The 16,273-nt window shown below is 72.7% G+C and carries 9 protein-coding genes; 2 read left to right on the forward strand and 7 right to left on the reverse strand.

The features are described from left to right. Window positions 1–14 precede the first annotated feature (14 nt). From AACH10_RS03130 to guaD, 7 genes are all read right to left on the reverse strand, one after another. Window positions 15–3,674, reverse strand: coding sequence for an MASE3 domain-containing protein (locus AACH10_RS03130; protein ID WP_341408894.1), 3,660 nt, complete (start codon window positions 3,672–3,674; stop codon window positions 15–17). A gap of 92 nt (window positions 3,675–3,766) precedes the next feature. Next, window positions 3,767–5,932 carry a putative bifunctional diguanylate cyclase/phosphodiesterase gene (locus tag AACH10_RS03135; protein WP_341408895.1) on the reverse strand — a complete coding sequence of 722 codons (2,166 nt, stop codon included), beginning with the start codon at window positions 5,930–5,932 and terminating at the stop codon, window positions 3,767–3,769. A gap of 196 nt (window positions 5,933–6,128) precedes the next feature. Then, entirely contained in the window at window positions 6,129–7,286 is a 1,158-nt protein-coding gene (locus AACH10_RS03140; protein ID WP_341408896.1) for a BMP family ABC transporter substrate-binding protein, read from the reverse strand. 24 nt (window positions 7,287–7,310) lie between these two features. Beyond that, window positions 7,311–8,231, reverse strand: coding sequence for an ABC transporter permease (locus AACH10_RS03145; RefSeq protein ID WP_341408897.1), 921 nt, complete (start codon window positions 8,229–8,231; stop codon window positions 7,311–7,313). Between the two features lie 4 nt (window positions 8,232–8,235). Next, on the reverse strand, window positions 8,236–9,306 hold the full coding sequence (locus AACH10_RS03150; protein ID WP_341408898.1) for an ABC transporter permease: 1,071 nt from the start codon (window positions 9,304–9,306) through the stop codon (window positions 8,236–8,238). Further along, a complete protein-coding gene (locus tag AACH10_RS03155) occupies window positions 9,303–10,880 on the reverse strand; it encodes an ABC transporter ATP-binding protein (protein ID WP_341408899.1) in 1,578 nt (525 codons plus the stop codon). The genes AACH10_RS03150 and AACH10_RS03155 overlap by 4 nt, the downstream gene beginning before the upstream one ends. Before the next feature lie 30 nt (window positions 10,881–10,910). Beyond that, window positions 10,911–12,212 carry a guanine deaminase gene (gene guaD / locus AACH10_RS03160; RefSeq protein WP_341408900.1) on the reverse strand — a complete coding sequence of 434 codons (1,302 nt, stop codon included), beginning with the start codon at window positions 12,210–12,212 and terminating at the stop codon, window positions 10,911–10,913. A gap of 120 nt (window positions 12,213–12,332) precedes the next feature. Here guaD and xdhA point away from each other — a divergent pair, with 120 nt between their 5' ends. Together xdhA and xdhB are read left to right on the forward strand one after the other, a co-directional pair. Further along, on the forward strand, window positions 12,333–13,880 hold the full coding sequence (xdhA, locus tag AACH10_RS03165) for a xanthine dehydrogenase small subunit (protein ID WP_341408901.1): 1,548 nt from the start codon (window positions 12,333–12,335) through the stop codon (window positions 13,878–13,880). Next, a complete protein-coding gene (xdhB, locus tag AACH10_RS03170) occupies window positions 13,877–16,267 on the forward strand; it encodes a xanthine dehydrogenase molybdopterin binding subunit (RefSeq protein WP_341408902.1) in 2,391 nt (796 codons plus the stop codon). The genes xdhA and xdhB overlap by 4 nt, the downstream gene beginning before the upstream one ends. Window positions 16,268–16,273 lie beyond the last annotated feature (6 nt).

The raw sequence follows: 16,273 nt of genomic DNA on the forward strand, positions 1-16,273 counted from the left end.
GCGCTTGCGCTGGCTCAGGCCAGCTCGCCGGGCAGCCAGCGCAGCAGCGTGGCGAACAGGGCCTCGGGGTTCACCGGCTTGGCGATGAAGTCGTTCATGCCGGCCTCCAGGCAGCGGGCGCGGTCTTCGGCGAAGGCGTTGGCCGTCAGCGCCAGGATGGGCACCGTGGCACCGCCCGGCTGGGCGCGGATGGCGCGGGTGGCGGCCAGGCCGTCCAGGCGCGGCATCTGCATGTCCATCAGGATCAGGTCGTAGTGCTGCGCGGCGGCCCGGGCCACGGCCTGCAGGCCGTCTTCCACGATGTCGGCCTGCAGCGCGGCATCGGCCAGCAGGTGGCCGGTGACCTCGCGGTTCACGGGCTCGTCCTCGGCCACCAGCACGCGGCGGCCGGCGTGGCGGCTGCGCAGGGCCTGTTCGGCGCCGCCGGGGGCCTCGGGCTGGCTGACGCCCGGGGCCGGCGCACGGCGCAGCCGCGCGGTGAACCAGAAGGTGCTGCCCTGTCCCGGCGCGCTGAGCACGCCGGCGTCGCCCCCCATCTGCTGCGCCAGCCGCCGCGTGAGCGCCAGGCCCAGCCCGGTGCCGCCGTAGCGCCGCGTGGTGGACGCGTCGCCCTGCGCAAAGGGCGTGAACAGCCTGGCCTGCACCTCGGGCGGGATGCCGGGCCCGGTGTCGTGCACCTCGAAGCGCAGGCACACGCGCTCGTCGTCGGGCTGGCCCGGCGCGTCGTCGATCACCGCCACGCGCAGCGTCACCTGCCCGGCATCGGTGAACTTGATGGCGTTGGCCGCGTAGTTCACCAGCGCCTGGCGCAGCCGCGTGGCGTCACCCAGCAGGTGACGGGGCACGTCGTGCACCTGGGTGTCCAGGCGCAGGCGGCGGCTGCGGGCATCGTCGGCCAGCATCGAGGCCACGTTGGCCACCAGCGCGCCCACGCTGAGCTCGCTTTCCTCCAGCGTGAACTGCCCGGCCTCGATCTTCGACAGGTCGAGGATGGCGTTGATGGTGCCCAGCAGGTGGTCGCCCGCGGCGTCGATCTTGGCCAGGCGCTCGGCCTGCTGGGCCGACACGCCGGCGCGCCGCACCAGGTGCGCCATGCCGATGATGGCGTTGAGCGGGGTGCGGATCTCGTGGCTCATGTTGGCCAGGAAGGTGCTCTTGGCCACGTTGGCCGCCTCGGCCGCGGCCTTGGCCTGGGCCAGCTCGGCGGTGCGCTCGGCCACCAGCTGTTCCAGGTGGTGGCGGTGGCGGGCCAGCTCGGCATCGGCCGCCTTGCGGTCGCTGACATCCACGCAGTGGCCGATGAAGCCGATGAAGCGGCCGGCGCTGTCGTGCCGCGGCGTGGCCTGGTCGGCGAACCAGCGCCACTGGCCGTCGTGCCGGCGCAGCCGGTACTCGGCGCTGGCCGCGCTGCGGGTGTGCAGCGCGCCGTCGAACACCGCCTGGCACTGGGCGCGGTCGTCGGGGTGCACGGCCTCCAGCCAGCCGGCCGCGCGCTCCTGCGCCAGCGTGCGGCCGGTGTAGCGCAGCCAGGGCTCGTTGACGTAGTTGCACTGGCCGGTCTCGTCGGTGGTCCAGATCAGCGCGGTGCCCGAGTTGGCCAGGTTGCGGAAGTGCTGCTCGCTCTCGACCAGGGCTCGCTCGGCCTGCTTTCGCTCGGTGATGTCGGTCCAGATCGATGCGAAGTGCGGCCGCCCGCCGACGTTGAGCACGCGCACGCGCACCAGCGCGTCACGCAGCTGGCCGTCGCGGGTGCGGTGGCGGGTCTCGAACCGGGCGCTGCCCTTGCGCAGCATGCGGGCCAGGCCCTGGCGCACCGCCTCGGCACTGGAGACAGCCTCGAAGTCGGGCACGCTCAGCCGGGCGAATTCCTCGCGGCTGTAGCCCAGGTGGCGGGCCGCGGCGTCGTTGAATTCGACGATGCGCGCGGTCTCGGCATCGATCAGCGCGATGGCGTCGTCGGACTGGCTGGCGATGGCGGTGAACACGGCCTCGCGCTGGTGCAGGTGGCGCGTGGTGTCGCGCTGCGCCACCACGGCCGCCAGGCGCGCGGCCACGGTGCGGGCCAGGTGCTGCACGTCGTCCAGCCAGCCGGCTGGCTCGCCCGGCGGGGCGGCGCCGCAGCACAGCGTGAAGCCGGCCTCGTCGGCGGGGGCCTCGCCCACCTCGGCGGCGGCAGGCAGCGGCACGTGCAGGGTGTGCGCGGGGTCGGCCTGGCCCGGCGCCGGGCCGGCCTGGTAGTGCGCGCCGCCCAGCACCAGCCGCACGGCCACCGGCGCGGGCGCAGTCTGCAGGGCCTCGGCCAGCGCATCCACCACGGCCTGCAGCTGGGTGGGCAGCGGCGCCAGCAGGTCTTCGGTGAGCGTGAACACGCGGTGCAGGCAGTTCAGCTCGGCCACGCGGCGCTCCAGCTCGTGCTGCATCAGCCGCTGGCGGGTCACGTCGTGGGCCACGCCCAGCACACCCACCAGGCGCCCGTGCGGCGTGCGCATGGCCACCTTGGTGGTCTCGAACAGGCCGCGGTAGCCATCGGCCGCGAAGGTGAGCCATTCCTCGTTGACCAGCGGCTTGCCGGCAGCCATGGCCGCCTGGTCGTGGCGGCGGAAGAACGCGGCCAGCTCGACACCGACGAAGTCGATGTCGGTGCGGCCGACGATGCGGGCCTCGGGCGCGCCATACAGGCGTTCGAAGGCCGCGTTGCACGACAGGTAGACGCCCTGGCCGTCCTTCAGCCACACCGGCGCGGGCATGGCGCGCAGCAGCGTGCGCAGCCGGGTGCGCTCGAACTCCAGTTCGCGGTAGGGCTGCTGCACGCCGGCCACGAACAGCGCCCGGTACACCATCAGGTAGGCCGCCACCTTGTACAGATGGCCCAGCAGGTTGTGGGTGTCCGTCACGTCGCTGTAGAGCGTGAAGAACATCTCCGCCAGCGCCTGCGTCCACGCGGCGGCGGCCAGCCAGCGGCGCGATGCGGCCTGGCCCGCGGCCTCGGGCCGGGCCGTGTGCGCCAGGTCAGGCGCCAGCAGGCCCCAGGCGGCCAGCGCGTACAGCAGGGCCAGCACCACCTCGGCGCCGATCTTGAACGGCGTGAGCCCCTGCCCGGCCACGAAGGTGTGGGGCGCCCACTCGGGGTGCGCCAGGCCGGCCCACACCACGCCCAGCGCCAGCAGCAGCGCCGTGGCCAGCGTGGGCCAGGGCAGCAGCCGCCGCTGCGGTAGCCAGGCTGCGGCCAGCAGCGCCAGCGCCGCCACCGCGCGGCCGGCCAGCCACAAGTTGATGGCCTTCTCGGGCTGGCTGGGGGTGATCACCTCGGGCATGCCCGGATACGACAGGCTGTGCGCCAGATCGATCAGGGCCACGGCCAGGAAGGCCACGCCCAGCAGCAGCGGCTGGTGGGCCTCGACCTGCCGGCGCAGGTTCCAGGCCAGCGCGAAGACCATCACCGAGACGGCCACCGACACCACCTCCAGCAGCGTGTGCAGCGGCAGGTAGTGCGTGGGGCTGGCGAAGTAGCGCCCGGCCGGCAGCAGGCCACCCAGGGCCAGCAGCAGCGTCAGGCCCAGGGCCCAGGCGGCCTGCGGCGCACGACAGGCGGCGGCACAACGCGCCAGGCGCTGCGGCCAGGACCGTGAAGCGACGGATCGGTGCGCTGAATGCGGGGTCGTGGTCGGTTCCATCCTGTCGCAGCCCCCTCCGGGACGGGTACAGGCTATCACGGCCGACTGCGGCCGCGAACCGGTGCACACACGGGCTGGCGGCCGCCCAGCGGCTAAGCCGGCGCGGCCACCTCGGGCGTGCGCAAGCCGGGCACGGGCCGGGCCGATGGCGGGTCGAAGCGCAGCAGCGCCGGGCCGCCGCCCTCGATGGCCCAGGCGCTGAGCGTGTCGGGCGGCACCGGCCGGCTGTAGAGGAAGCCCTGCAGCTCGTCGCACTGCAGCGCGCGCAGCTGCTCGCGCTGGGCCTCGGTCTCGACGCCCTCGGCCACCACCGCCAGGCCCAGGGCGTGGGCCAGGCGCACCACGGCCTCGACGATGGCGCGTGCATCGGCGCTGCTGTCCAGGTCCTTAACGAAGCTGCGGTCGATCTTGAGCTGGCTGGCCGGCAGCCGGCGCAGGTAGGACAGGCTGGAGTAGCCGGTGCCGAAGTCGTCGATCGACAGCTCGGTGCCCAGGCGCGCCAGCTCGGCGAACACGCGCAGCGTGGTGTCGATGTGGGTCATAGCCGCCGATTCGGTGATCTCGAACATCAGTTGCTCGGGCGGCAGGCCATGGCGGCGCAGCGCCTGCTGCACATGGGCCACCAGGCCGGGCCGGCGCAGCTGGTGCATCGACAGGTTGACCGCCACGCGCAGCGCCAGGCCCTGGGTGCGCCAATGCGCCATCTGCAGGCAGGCCTCGTCGATCACCCAGTCGCCCAGCGCCTCGATCAGGCCGAAGCGCTCGGCCAGCTCGATGAACACCAGCGGACTGATCGGGCCGCGCTCAGGGTGGTGCCAGCGCAGCAGCGCCTCGACACCGGTGACATGGCCGTCGCTGGCGCGCACCTTGGGCTGGTAGTGCAGGCTCAATTCGCCGCGGCCGTGCTGCTCGATGGCGCGGCGCAGGTCCAGGCGCAGCGCGGCCAGGTCGCGCGTCTCGCTCTCCATGTCGGGGGCGAAGAACAGCGCGCGGCCACCGCCCTGGCGCTTGGCCTCCACCATCGCGGTGTCGGCGCAGCTCAGCAGCTTGTCCACCGAGGCGTCGGCCGGGTACAGCGCAATGCCGATGGCCGCGCTCAGGTGCGCCTGCTGGCCGTGCACCTGGAAGGGCTGCTGCAGCGCCTCCTGCACGCGCAGGCTCACGCCGCGCGCGGCGGTGGCGTCGGGCACCTCGTCGAGCAGCAGCACGAACTCGTCGCCGCCCAGCCGGGCCAGCGTGTCGTGCTGGCGCGCCAGCGTGCGCAGCCGCAGCGCCACCTGGCGCAGCAGATCGTCACCAGCGGTCTGGCCGTACTGGTCGTTCAGGTCCTTGAAGCCGTCGAGGTCCACCACCAGCAGCGCCGCGCTGTGGTGCTCGCGGTCGCAGCGGCGCGCCACCTGGGCCAGGCGGTCGTCGAACAGCAGGCGGTTGGGCAGGTCGGTGATCGGGTCGTGCAGCAGCGCGCGCTGCAGTTCGTCGCTCTTGGCACGCAGCGAGTCGGCCAGCACGGCGGCACGGGCCTGCATGCGCTCTTCCAGCAGCGAGGCGAAGAAGGTCAGCCCCAGCAGCAGCATCGCCGACAGCGCCACCAGCAGCGCCATGCCGTCGCCACGCAGCTGGCCGGCGGTGAGGCACACCGCACCGGCCGGGATGGCCGCGGCGGCCATCGCCGTGTAGTGCATGCCGCAGATGCCCAGCGCCAGCACCACGGCCGCTGCCAGCTGGCCCAGGCGCCGGTGCTGGCGGCCCAGCCGGTCGATGTGCGTGAACAGCGTCAGCGCCACGCCCGCCGCGGCCAGCGCGACGCCGATGCCCGCCGCCACCGTGGGCCCGTGGAACTGGATGCCCGGCGCGAACTGCAGCGCCGTCATGCCGATGTAGTGCATGGCGCTGATGCCCGCGCCGACCAGCAGCGATGCCAGGGCCAGGCCGGCCCGGCCGAAGGCCGGATGCGCGGCCGCCAGCATGGCCACCATCGACACCCCCACCGCCACCAGCCAGGACAGCGCGGTGGGCAGTGGCGCGAAGCCCAGGGCCACCGGCACCTCGAAGGCCAGCAGCCCCAGGAAGTGCATGGCCCAGATGCCGGTGCCCAGCGCCAGCGACCCGCCCAGGCCCCAGCCCAGCGCCAGCAGGCGGTCCGGGCTGCGCACGCGGCGCGCCAGGTCCAGCGCCACGTAGGAGGCGGCCAGGGCGATCAGGAACGACAGCGCGACGATCCGGGGATCGTGGGCGGTCGGCATCAGGGCGTCGGGCATCGGGGGGCGAGGAGCCACCCCGGTCGCCGGCCCGGGCCGGTGGGCAGGGCATCGGCTGCCGGGGCAGACGGTTCTTGCCCGCCTTATCGACCCCCACGCACCGGCCTTGATCGGCGACAGGCCCGGCTGCGCAGGTGTTCAGAGTTCCCCACGCGGGGCATCCAGACGCCCTGGACACCCCACGGGCGCGGGCGGCTTACTTGCCTTCGCCCGGCACCTTGCCTTCCACGCCCTTGACGTAGAACTTGATGCCGCCCAGGAAGGCGTCGTCGGCGACCTTGTCCTTCTCGAGCACCGGCTTGCCGGCGTTGTCGGCGATCGGGCCCTTCCAGATCACGAAGCTGCCGTCCTTCAGGCCGGCCTTCACTTCGTCGAGCTTCTTCTTGGCGGCTTCGGGCACGTCGGCCGCCACCGAGACGAAGTCGATCGCACCTTCCTTCACGCCCCACCAGGCCTGGCCGGTGGCCCACTTGCCGTCCAGCATGTCGCGCACGGCCTTGGTGTAGTACGGGCCCCAGTTGATGACCGCCGAGCCCAGGTGGGCCTTGGGGCCGTAGGCGCTCATGTCGCTGTCCCAGCCCACGGCGCGCTTGCCCTTCTCTTCGGCCGTCTTGAGCACGGCGGCCGAGTCGGTGTTCTGCATCAGCACATCGGCGCCGCCGTCGATCAGCGCCGTGGCGGCCTCCGTTTCCTTCGGCGGGTTGTACCACTCGTTGACCCAGACCACCTTGGTCTTGATCTTCGGGTTCACGCTCTGCGCGCCGAGGGTGAAGCTGTTGATGTTGCGGATGACCTCGGGGATGGGGATCGAGCCCACCACGCCCAGCACGTTGGTCTTGGTCATGCTGCCGGCCACCACGCCGGCCATGTAGGCGCCCTCGTAGGTGCGGCTGTCGTAGGTGCGCAGGTTCTCGGCGGTCTTGAAGCCGGTGGCGTGCTCGAACTTCACCTTGGGGTTGTCGGCCGCCACCTTGAGCATGCTTTCCATGTGGCCGAAGGTGGTGCCGAAGACCATGGTGTAGCCCTGGCCCACCAGGTCGCGCATCACGCGCTCGGCATCGGGGCCCTCGGGCACCTTCTCCACGCCGATGGTCTGCACCTTGTCGCCGAACTCCTTCTCGACGGCCTTGCGGCCGTTGTCGTGCGCGAAGGTCCAGCCGCCGTCGCCCACCGGGCCCACGTAGGCGAAGGCGATCTTCAGCGCGGCTGGCGCCGAGGCGGCGGCGGCCGAGGCCGGCGCGCTGGCCGCGGGCGCGGCCGGGGCGGCCTCCTCCTTCTTGCCGCAACCCACCAGGGTGGCGACGGCCGAGGCGGCAGCCAGGGCGAGCAGGGAACGTTTGGCGAGGTCGGTCATGGGGTTCTCTCTCCGTCGATGAAATCAGGCGCTCGGGTGGAAGGGCTTGCCGAGCGATGCAGGCATGTTGGCCTTGATCCAGGCTGGGTTGCGCGAGATCAGCGCCAGCACCACGATGGTGGCCAGGTACGGCAGCATGCTCAGCCACTGGCTGGCGATCTGCACACCCTCGCCCTGCAGGTGGAACTGCAGCATCGTGACACCGCCGAACAACCAGGCGCCCAGCAGCACGCGCAGCGGCCGCCAGGTGGCGAAGGTGGTGAGCGCCAGCGCGATCCAGCCCTTGCCGGCGATCATGCCCTCCACCCACAGCGGTGTGTACACGGTGCTGACATGCGCGCCGGCCAGGCCGCACAGCGCGCCGCCGGCCACCACCGCGGCCAGGCGAATGCGCCGCACCGGGTAGCCCAGCGCATGCGCCGATTCAGGCGATTCGCCCACCGCGCGCAGCACCAGGCCGGCGCGCGAGCGTGTGAGCCACCAGGCCAGCGCCAGCGTGGCGGCCACGGCCAGGTACACCATGGCGTGGTGGCGGAACAGCGCCGGGCCGAGCAGCGGGATGTCGGCCAGCCCCGGGATCTCCAGGCGCGGCGGTGCGCTCAGCCGCTCCTGCGTGAAGCGCTGGCCCACGAAGGCCGAGAAGCCGGCGCCGAACAGGCTGAGCGCCAGGCCGGTGGCGTACTGGTTGGTGTTGAGCCAGATCACCAGCCAGCCGAACAGCGCCGCCAGCAGCGCGCCGGCCAGCAGCCCGGCGCCCAGGCCCAGCAGCGTGGAGCCGGTGCCCACCGCGGTGGCGAAGCCGGCGATGGCGGCCACCAGCATCATGCCCTCGGCCCCCAGGTTGACGACACCGGCCCGCTCGTTGATCAGCAGGCCCAGGCCGGCCAGGGCCAGCACGGTGCCGGCGTTCAGCGTGGCGGCGATCAGCAGGGCAATGGCGTCCATGTCGTCAGACGGTGCGCGCCGCGGCCAGGCGCAGGCGGTAATGGATCAAGGTGTCGCAGGCCAGCAGCGTGAACAGCAGCAGGCCCTGGAACACGCCGGTGATGCTCTTGGGCAGGCCCATGCGGCTTTGCGCCAGCTCGCCGCCGATGACGAACATGCTCATCAGCACCGCCGCGGCCACCACACCCACCGGGTGCAGCCGGCCGACGAAGGCCACGATGATGGCCGCGAAGCCGTAGCCGGCCGGCACATACGGCGTCAGCTGGCCCAGCGGGCCGATGGCCTCCAGCCCGCCGGCCAGGCCGGCCAGGCCGCCCGAGAACAGCAGCGCCATCCACAACGCCCGCCGGCTGGAGAAGCCGGCATAGCGCGCCGCCGCCGGCGCCAGCCCGCCCACCTGCAGCTGGAAGCCTGCGTAGGTGCGAAACAGCAGCACCCACACCGCCAGCACGCCGGCCAGCGCGAACCACACGCCGATGTGGGCGCGAAAACCCTCCACCAGGCGGGGCAGCTTGGTGACGGCCAGGAAGGTGATGGTCTGCGGGAAGTTGTAGCCCTTGGGGTCCTTCCAGGGCCCGTAGACCAGGTACTGCAGCAGCAGCTCGGCCACGTAGACCAGCATCAGGCTGACCAGGATCTCGCTGGCGTTGAAGCGGTCGCGCAGCAGCGCCACCACCGCGGCCCAGGCCATGCCGCCCAGCACGCCGGCGGCCAGGATGGCCGGCACCAGCAGCGCGCGCGAACTGTCGGGCCCGGCCTGCAGCGCCACGCCGCCGGCAGCGATGGCGCCCAGGATGAACTGGCCCTCGGCGCCGATGTTCCACACATTGCTGCGGTAGCACACCGCCAGGCCCAGGCCGATCAGCGCCAGCGGCGTGGCCTTCACGGCAATCTCGCTCCAGGCGTAGGCGCTCTTCACCGGCTCCCAGAAGAACATCGCCAGGCCCTGCGCCGGGCTCTTGCCGAGTGCCGCGAACAGGCCCAGGCCCAGCAGCACGGTGAGCACCAGCGCCAGCAGCGGCGAGGCCAGCACCATCACCCTCGACGGCTGCGGCCGTGGCTCCAGGCGCATCATGCGGCGGCTCCTTCGGTCGTGGCTGCAGTTGCAGCGGGCGCGTCGTCCCACAGCCCGCTCATCCAGCTGCCGATGCGTTCCACCGTGGCCTCGGCCACCGGCAGCGATGGCGACAGGCGCCCGCGGGCCATCACGCACAGCCGGTCGCTGATCTCGAACAGCTCGTCGAGCTCTTCACTCACCACCAGGATGGCGCAGCCGGCATCGCGCAGCGCGATCAGCGCCTGGCGGATCTGCGCCGCGGCGCCCACGTCCACGCCCCAGGTGGGCTGGGCGATCACCAGCACCTTCGGCGCGGCGTCGATCTCGCGCCCGACGATGAACTTCTGCAGGTTGCCGCCCGACAGGCTGCGCGCCGCCGCATCCGGCCCGCCGGCCTTGACCTGGTAGCGGGCGATCAGCTCGGCCGCCAGGGTCTTGAGCCGGGCGGGCGTGATCCAGCCCAGCGGGCCCAGCGATTCGGTGCGCGTGAGCAGCGTGTTCTGCGCCAGGCTGAAAGACGGCACGGCGCCGCGGCCCAGGCGTTCTTCGGGCACCGCGTGCAGGCCGAGTGCGCGGCGCGCGGCCGGCGGCAGATGGCCCACCGGCTGGCCCAGCAACTGCACGGCGCCGGGCGCGGCGCGCGTGTCCTCGCCCGAGAGCACGCGCAGCAGCTCCTGCTGGCCGTTGCCCGACACCCCGGCGATGCCCAGGATCTCGCCGGCACGCAGCGCGAAGCTCACATCCTGCAAGGCCGTGCCGAACGCATCGGTCGCCGCCAGGCTGAGCTGGTGCGCGGCAAAGGCCACCGCACCGGGCGTGGCCGGGCGGTGCTGCAGCGGCGGCGGCTCGGCGCCGATCATCAGGCGCGACAGGCTGGCATTGCTTTCCTGCGACGGATCGACCTCGCCCACCACCCGGCCGCCGCGCAGCACGGTGCAGTGGTGGCACAGCGCGCGGATCTCGTCGAGCTTGTGGCTGATGTAGAGGATGGCGCAGCCCTCGGCCGCCAGCTGACGCAGCGTGATGAACAGGCTTTGCACCGCCTGCGGCGTGAGCACCGAGGTGGGCTCGTCCAGGATCAGCAGCTGCGGCTGGGCCAGCAGTGCGCGCACGATCTCCACGCGCTGGCGCTCGCCGACGCTCAAGCTGTGCACCGGGCGCAGCGGGTCCACCTCCAGCCGGTAGTCGCGGCTGACCTGGCGGATGCGCTCGGTCACCTCGGCCAGCGGCAGCGCCTTGTCCAGGCCCAGCCACACGTTCTCGGCCGCGGTGAGGGTGTCGAACAGCGAGAAGTGCTGGAACACCATCGCGATGCCGAGCGTGCGCGCGGCCTGCGGGTTGGCGATCTGCACCGGCTGCCCGTTCCACAGCATCTCGCCGGCATCGGGCCGCACCGCGCCGTAGACGATCTTCATCAGCGTGCTCTTGCCGGCGCCGTTCTCGCCCAGCAGCGCGTGGATCTGGCCGGGCGCCACGGTGAGGCTGACATCGTCGTTGGCGCGCACCGCGGGGTACTGCTTGGTGATGCCGCGCAGCGCCAGGCGAGCGGGCGCCTTCTCGGCAGGGGCTGCGGCAGGGATGTGCGACGACATCGGTGAATTGTGTCTCGGCTGCGGGTGGCTTCAGGCGCTGTCCGGGCGGGTGTGGCGGGCCACGCCGGCCACGCGGGCCTCGACCAGGTGGCGCTCGTCGCCCAGCGTGAGCCAGGCGAACACGCGCTCGTGCAAGCCGCGCGCCAGCGCATCGCGGCGCTGGCCCACCGGGCCTTGCGCCCAGTCCCACACGCACACATCGGCCAGCAGGCCGGGCTCCAGCCGGCCGATCTCGTGGCCCAGGCGCAGCGCCTCGGCCGCGCCGCGCGTGGCCCCGTGCAGCAGCGCCCAGGCGGTGACGCGCTGGCCGGCCAGGGCCTGCACCTTGTAGCCATCGGCCAGCGTGCGCAGCTGGCACAGCGCGGTGCCACCGCCCACGTCGCTGGCCAGGCTGACATTCACCCCCGCCGCACGCGCCTGCGCCCAGCCGAACAGGCCGCTGCCCAGGAACAGGTTGCTGCTGGGGCAGAAGGCGATCTGCGCGCCGGCATCGGCCAGGGCGCGGCGGTCCACGTCGTCCAGCCAGATGCCGTGGGCCAGCACCGCGCGCTCGGTCAGCAGGCCGTGGCGGGCGTACACGTCCAGGTAGCTGCGGGCCTGCGGGAACAGCTCGGCCACCCAGGCCACCTCGGCGCGGTTCTCGGCCACATGGGTCTGCAGGTACAGGCCCGGGTGGCGCGTCAGCAGGCGCCCGGCCATGGCCAGCTGGGCCTCGCTGCTGGTGGCGGCAAAGCGCGGCGTCACGGCATAGGCCAGGCGGCCCTGGCCGTGCCAGCGGGCGATCAGCGCCTCGCAGTGGCCTTCAGCCTGCACCACGTCGTCGCGCAGGTTGTCGGGGGCATGGGTGTCCATCAGCACCTTGCCGGTGATCAGGCGCATGCCGCGGGCCTGCGCACCGGCCAGCAGCGCATCGGCACTGACACGGTGCACGGTGGCGAACACCGCGGCGCTGGTGGTGCCATGGGCCAGCAGCGCATCCAGGAAGCGCTCGGCACCGGCCTGGGCCACGGCCGGATCGGCATACGCCGCCTCGGCCGGGAAGGTGTAGGTGTTCAGCCAGTCCAGCAGCTCGGTGCCCCAGGAGGCGATCACGTCCAGCTGCGGCGCATGCACATGGCTGTCGATGAAGCCGGGCAACAGCAGGCGCCCTGCGTGGTCCACCTTGTGCCAGTCATCGCCCGGGGCCTCGGGCTGCACCGCGGCAATGCGGCCGTGGGCGTCGATCAGCAGCCAGTGGTCGGGGCGCCAGCGCACGGCCGGGCTGGCGCGATCGTCCAGGCCGGGGTCGGCCACGAAGTCCAGCAGGTCGGCGCGGATCGCGGTGGGGGTCATGCGGCGGGGGCGTTGGGGCAGGACAGTGGGGCCGGAAAACCTGACGGCTTGGCCAGGAATGGTAAGTGCTATCGTGAAAGCGACCCCCGTCCCGAGCCGGCCTTGCCGCCGCTGTGCCCGATGTCCGATTCCGCCCCTTCAGCAACTTCCGGTCCCGCCCCCGAGGCCACCGCCCCGGCCGGCGCCACGCGGCCGATCCGCTTCGTGCACCAGGGTGCCGTGCGCACTGTCAGCGGCCTGCCGGCCACCACCACGGTGCTGGGCTGGCTGCGGGAAGATCAACGCCTGACCGGCACCAAGGAAGGCTGCAACGAGGGCGACTGCGGCGCCTGCACCGTGCTGGTGGGCGAACTGGACGCGGCCGGCGCGCTCCGCTTCAAGCCGGTGAACAGCTGCATCCAGTGGCTGCCGGCACTCGACGGCAAGGCGCTGGTGACCGTGGAAGACCTGGGCGGCAACCACCCGGTGCAGCAGGCCATGGTGGCCTGCCATGGCTCGCAATGCGGCTTCTGCACGCCCGGCATCGTGATGTCGCTGGTGGGCACGGGCGAGCGCTGCGCCGAACACTGCGCGGGATCGGGCCAGGCGCCCAGCCGCGCGCAGATCGCCGACGACCTGTCGGGCAACCTGTGCCGCTGCACCGGCTACCGGCCCATCCTGGATGCCGGCGCGCAGGCGCTGGCCGATCCGGCCACCCTGCCCCGCCTGGCCACGCCGGCGCTGGCCGAACAGCTGCGCACCCTGCAGGCCGATGCGCCGCTGCACCTGCCCGGTGACGGCGCGCTGGCCCCGCCCTTCCACGCGCCCCGCACACTGGACGAGCTGGCCGCACTGCGCGAAGCGTTTCCCGAGGCCACGCTGCTGGCCGGCTGTACCGACATCGGCCTGTGGCTGAACAAGCAGTTCCGCCGCTTCGAAGGCGTGATCGCGCTGGGCGCGGTGCCTGAACTGCAGGCGATCGAGGTGGTCGACGGCGCGTTGCACATCGGCGCCGGCGCCTCGCTGCAGGCCGCGTGGGACGCCCTGGCGCAGCACTGGCCCGCCAGCACCGAGATGGGCCGGCGCTTCGCCTCCCGCCCGGTGCGCGAGGCCGGCACGCTGGGCGGCAACATCGCCAACGGCTCGCCGATCGGTGATGGCGCGCCGGTGCTGATGGCCCTCGACGCCACGCTGCGGCTGCGCCTTGGCCAGTCCACACGCAGCGTGCCGCTGGACCGCTTCTACCTCGGCTACATGAAGAACGCGCTGCAGCCCGGCGAGTTCATCGAGGCCATCACCGTGCCGCTGCCGCAGCCGGGCGACCTGCTGCGCGCCTGGAAGCTGAGCAAGCGTTTCGATTGCGACATCTCGGCCCTGGCCTGCGGCCTGCACCTGCGGCTGGACGGTGAGCGCGTGGCCGAGGCCCGCTTCGCCTTCGGCGGCCTGGCCGCCACCGTGGCCCGCGCACGGCAGGCCGAAGCCGCCGTCACCGGCCAGCCCTGGACCGAAGGCACGGCGCGCGCCGCGATGGCCGCGCTGACGCAGGACTACCAGCCGCTGACCGACCTGCGCGCCAGCGCCGGGCACCGCCAGCGCACGGCGGCCAATCTGCTGTGGCGGCTGTGGCTGGAGACCCGCCCCGTCGATCCGCTGCCCGCCAACACCACCACCGTCTGGGAGGCGGCATGAACCGCCCGGCAGAACCGCTGATGGCGCAGGCCGCCACGCAGGCCCAGATGGGACAGGCCCGCCCCCACGAGTCGGCCCACCTGCATGTGGCCGGCGCCGCGCCCTACACCGACGACCTGCCCGAACCCGCCGGCACGCTGCACGCGGCCCTGGGCCTGTCGCCGCTGGCGCATGGCCGCATCACGGCCATCGACCTCGACCGCCTGCAGGCCCAGCCCGGCGTGGTGGCCGTGCTCACCGCGCTCGACATCCCCGGCCCCAACGACTGCGGCGCGATCGTGCACGACGATCCCATCCTGGCCGAATTGAGCCGCGGCCCCGACGGTGCGCTGGACGGCACGGTGCGCCATGTCGGCCAGCCGGTGTTCGCGGTGATCGCCCGCACGCGCGAGTCCGCGCGCCGCGCCGCCGCGCTGGCGCCGCAGGTGCTGACGATCACGCCGCTGCCGGCGGTGCTGGGCGCGCTGGACGCCCACGCGCAGCAACAGTACGTGGTGCCGCCGATGCACCTGGTGCGCGGCGATGCGCCCGCCGCGCTGGCCCAGGCCGCGCAAATCACCGAAGGCCGCTTCTCCCTCGGCGGCCAGGAGCAGTTCTACCTCGAAGGCCAGATCAGCCTGGCCGTGCCGCAGGAGGACGGCGGCATGCAGGTGCTGTGCAGCACCCAGCACCCCAGCGAGATGCAGCATGCCGTGGCGCACGCTCTGAGCGTGGCCGCGCACCGCGTGCAGGTGAGTTGCCGGCGCATGGGCGGCGGCTTTGGCGGCAAGGAGAGCCAGAGCGCGCAATTCGCCTGCGTGGCCGCGGTGGCGGCGGCCCGGCTCAAGCGCCCGGTGAAGCTGCGCCCCGACCGCGACGACGATTTCATGGTCACCGGCCGCCGCCACCCCTTCGAGTTCGACTGGCGCGTGGCGCACGACGACGCCGGCCGCATCACCGCGGCCGAGGTCAACATGGTGTCCAACGCCGGCCACAGCGCCGACCTGTCGGCGCCGGTGATGACCCGTGCGCTGTGCCATGTCGACAACGCCTACTGGCTGCCGCATCTGGCGGCGCACGGCCACTGCGCCAAGACCCACACGCAGAGCAACACCGCCTTCCGCGGCTTTGGCGGGCCGCAGGGCGCGCTGGCCATCGAGATGGTGATCGACGACATCGCGCGCCGCCTCGGCCGCGATGCGCTGGACGTGCGCCGCGCCAACTTCTACGGCACCGAGTCGAACAACGTCACGCCCTACGGCCAGGTGGTGCGCGACAACCAGATCGGCCCGCTGGTGGCGCAGCTGGCCGCTGAATGCGCCTATGCCGAAAGGCGAGCGTCCATCGCCGCCTTCAACGCCGCCAGCCCGGTGCTGAAGAAAGGCCTGGCGCTGACGCCGGTGAAGTTCGGCATCGCCTTCAACGTGGCGCACTTCAACCAGGCCGGCGCGCTGGTGCATGTGTACACCGATGGCTCGGTGCTGGTGAACCACGGCGGCACCGAGATGGGCCAGGGCCTGAACACCAAGGTGGCGCAGGTGGTGGCGCACACGCTCGGCATCCCGTTCGAGCGCGTGCGCTGCAGCGCCACCGACACGGCCAAGATCGCCAACACCTCGGCCACCGCCGCCAGCACCGGCAGCGACCTGAACGGCAAGGCCGCCGAGGATGCCGCGCGGCAGATCCGCGCCCGGCTGGCGGCCTTCGTGGCCGGGCGGCTGGGCGGCCGCGCCGAGGCCGTGCGCTTCGCCGAGGGCCACGCCACCGCCGAGGGTGGCCAGACGATGGCCTGGGCCGAGCTGGTGCAGGCCGCCTACATCGCCCGCGTGCAGCTGTGGAGCGATGGCCACTACGCCACGCCCGGCCTGCACTGGAACCGCGACACGCTGCAGGGCGAACCGTTCCAGTACTTCGCCTATGGCGCCGCGTGCAGTGAAGTGATCGTCGACACCCTGACCGGCGAGCACCGCGTGCTGCGCGCCGACCTGCTGCACGACGTGGGCACCTCGCTCAACCCGGCCATCGACATCGGCCAGGTCGAAGGCGCCTACATCCAGGGCCTGGGCTGGCTGACGATGGAAGAGCTGTGGTGGCAGCCGATGGATGGCAGCAAGAACGCCGGCCGGCTGATGACCCACGCCCCCAGCACCTACAAGATTCCCACCGCCAACGACGTGCCGGCGGTGTTCAACACCCGACTGTACGGCCAGCCGAACGCCGCCGACACCATCGGCAAGAGCAAGGCCGTGGGCGAGCCGCCGCTGCTGCTGGCCTTCTCGGCCTTCCTGGCCATCCGCGATGCCATCTCGGCCGCCGGCGGCCACCGGCTGAACCCGCCGCTGCGCGCCCCGGCCACGCCCGAGGCGGTGCTGGATGCCTTGCAGGCGGTGGGCGCTGGCCAGCCCTGAGTCACC

Origin of the sequence: Pseudaquabacterium inlustre, from assembly GCF_038066595.1 — a bacterium.
Classification (GTDB): Bacteria; Pseudomonadota; Gammaproteobacteria; order Burkholderiales; family Burkholderiaceae_C; genus Pseudaquabacterium; species Pseudaquabacterium inlustre.